This is a genomic window from uncultured Mucilaginibacter sp. (genome assembly GCF_903913935.1).
Taxonomy (GTDB): Bacteria; Bacteroidota; Bacteroidia; order Sphingobacteriales; family Sphingobacteriaceae; genus Mucilaginibacter.
This window is the reverse complement of sequence record NZ_CAIWNH010000121.1, coordinates 1-3,156: the sequence shown is the minus strand read 5'-3', so window position 1 is coordinate 3,156 and position 3,156 is coordinate 1. Positions and strand designations below refer to the sequence as shown.

Sequence of the window (3,156 nt, the reverse complement as noted above, 5' to 3'; positions counted from 1 at the left end):
ATGATTATTTACCCCCAAAATTATCTTTTATATAATATTTGCATTTATTAAACCTAAGTGTAAATTAGTCACATGCTGTTTCAGCAAAAATAACAAACCAATTGTATAAGGCTTAATAGGCCCCAATTAATTTACAAAACTAAAAAGTATATGAGAAAAAATTACTTCAAAAAGTATGTACTTCTGTTTGTGCTTATCACAATGTCATTTATGGCATTTGCCCAAACCGGAGGAATTACAGGAAAGGTTGTTGATGAAAGAAATCAACCCCTTCCGGGATCATCCGTAACCATCGACGGTACAACCGTTGGCGCGAGTACCGATGTAAATGGTGGTTTCACGATCACCCATCTTAAAGCCGGAACTTATACAGTTACCGCAAAATTTTTAGGTTATGTGGCTTCTAAAAAGACAGTAACTATTGAGGGCTCAGTAGTTACCGTTAATTTTGCAATACTGCCTGACAATACCAGCCTTAATGAGGTAGTGGTTATTGGTTATGGTACAGTAAAAAGCAAGGACATCACCGGATCTGTAGCAACCGTTACTGCTAAAGATTTTGACGGTGGCGCGATTACCACGCCAGAACAACTGATCCAGGGAAAAGTTGCCGGTGTATCTATTACATCCAACAGCGGCGCACCTGGTGCTGGTAGCACGATTACTATCCGTGGCGGTGCATCTATCAACGGTGGTAATGACCCGCTGATCGTTATTGACGGTGTGCCCCTTGCACCTGATGGTATAGCCGGAGCTGCAAACCCACTGGATATGATCAATCCAAATGACATTGAATCGTTTTCAATTTTAAAAGATGCTTCTGCTGCCGCAATTTATGGTAACAGGGCTTCAAATGGTGTTATCCTTATCACTACCAAAAAAGGACAATCAGGCAAACCGGTGATTAATTTCAGCACCCAGGTGTCTGATGCTACTTTACCAAAAGAAGCGCCCGTATTAACTGCTCAACAGTTCCGTGACTATATCAATTCGCACGATACCACTTCTGCAGGTATTTACAGAAACTTAATGGGAACTGCGAGTACTGACTGGCAAAAACAGATCTATCAAAAATCGATCAGTACCGATAATAACTTAAGTATCTCTGGAACGACAGGCAAATTACCTTATCGCGTATCAGTTGGTTATACAGATAACCAGGGTATTTTAAAAACAACTTCGTTAAACAGGTATACAGGTTCAGTTAACTTAAGTCCATCGTTATTTACCGACCACTTGAAGGTTAATTTCAACTTTAAAGGCGCACAGGTAAAACAAAGGTTTGCCAATGAAAGTGGTGTAATCAGCGACGCGGTTGATTTTAACCCAACTGTACCAGTTTATGGCAGCGGTTCACAATACGCCCCTTATGGTGGCTACTGGCAATGGACCGATGCAAATAATACCCCTAGTGGCCTAAAATCACTGGCACCGCTTAACCCGCTTGGTGTGCTGGAACAAAATGACAACGAAAGTACCGTGTACAGGGCTATCGCAAGTTTAGCTTTAGATTATAAATTGCACTTCTTCCCCGACCTGCACGCTAATGTAAACCTTTCTTACGATGGTTCAAGAGGTTCAGGCTTTGATAACATACCGGCCAATGCTGCGACAAATATTGACAGTTATAAGGATGCTAGTGGCAACTATCATAGCGGAAACGAAAGCAAATACAAATCTGTACTTGAAAACAAACTTTTCGAAGGCTATTTAAGCTATAACAAAAACGTAAAAAGCATTAAGAGTACCTTTAACCTGATTGCAGGATATTCTATACAGGATTTCAAAAGCACCAGCTATTCTAATTTTTACGCAGGCAACACCAATACAAAATTTGCCGACGGTACAATCGATCCCCGTTCAGCGGCTACTTATCCGTTTTACATCAATGAAAACATAATGACCTCTTTTTACGGCAGGTTAATATACAACTATGATGAAAAATATTATTTAACCGCCTCTGTACGTGACGACAATTCAACAAAATTTGCACCTAGCACACGTACCGGTATATTCCCGTCAGTGGCTTTGGCATGGAGGATCAGCAATGAAGACTTCCTAAAGGGCAGCAATGTACTTTCGAACCTTAAACTGAGACTAGAGTATGGTATAACAGGTAACCAGGAAGGTGTTGGCGATTATGATTATTTAGCTCAATATAGCTTAAGTAACAGCACTGCCCAATATCCGTTTGGCGGCACATTCTACCAGATGTATCGTCCGGGCGCTTATTTTCCTGGCAGAACATGGGAAACAACAGCCTCTACCAACATTGGTTTAGATTATGGTTTCCTGCGTGACCGCATTACAGGTACTGTTGATTATTATTATAACAAAACCAAAAACCTGCTCGAAGTTATCAGCCAGTCGGCAGGTACAAACTTCAGCAACGTTATTACAGGTAACGTAGGTAATATGGAAAATGATGGTTTGGAACTGGGTATCACAGGTAAAATCATCGCTCAAAAAGATATCAGCTGGTCTGCCAATTTCAATGTTAGCTTTAACCATAATAAGATTACTAATTTAACGGCTATCCCTAACCCTAACTATCCGGGCCAGGCAGTTGGTGGTGTATCTGGTGGTACAGGTAATAACGTAGAAATTGACCAGCCAGGTTATGCACGCAATACCTTCTTCGTTTACCAGCAAGTGTACGGAAGTAACGGCAAACCACTTGACGGTGTTTTTGTTGACAGGAACCATGATGGCGTAATCAACAACCAGGATCTTTATCATGACCATAGCCCTGATCCAAAACAAATTTACGGCTTAAGCTCTGAATTTAATTATCACAAATGGAACCTTGGCTTTGTGGCACGTGCTAATGTGGGTAACTATATCTACAATAACATAGCATCAGCTACAGGCATCCAGCGTAATATTATGAACCCGCTTGGTATCCTTAATAATGGCTCAAATGACGTTTTAACCAGCGGCTTAACCGGCAACGGCAGCAATGACCTGTTGTCTGACTATTACATCCAGAACGCATCATTCCTGAGAATGGATAATATCCATTTAGGATACAACTTTGGAAGTTTTGCCAGCTGGGTAAGTGCATTTAAGGTTAGTTTCAACGTGCAGAATGTGTTCATTATAACCGATTATAAAGGAGTTGATCCGGAGCTGGGCTATGTTGGCGCAGGCGGCGGT

General features: G+C 41.2%; 1 protein-coding gene. It reads left to right on the top strand.

The window, feature by feature from the left end; translation table 11 throughout:
* Positions 1-150 precede the first annotated feature (150 nt).
* Positions 151-3,156 (top strand): SusC/RagA family TonB-linked outer membrane protein (locus QZY09_RS04550; RefSeq protein ID WP_295668730.1); only part of this gene is annotated, 3,006 nt, incomplete at its 3' end.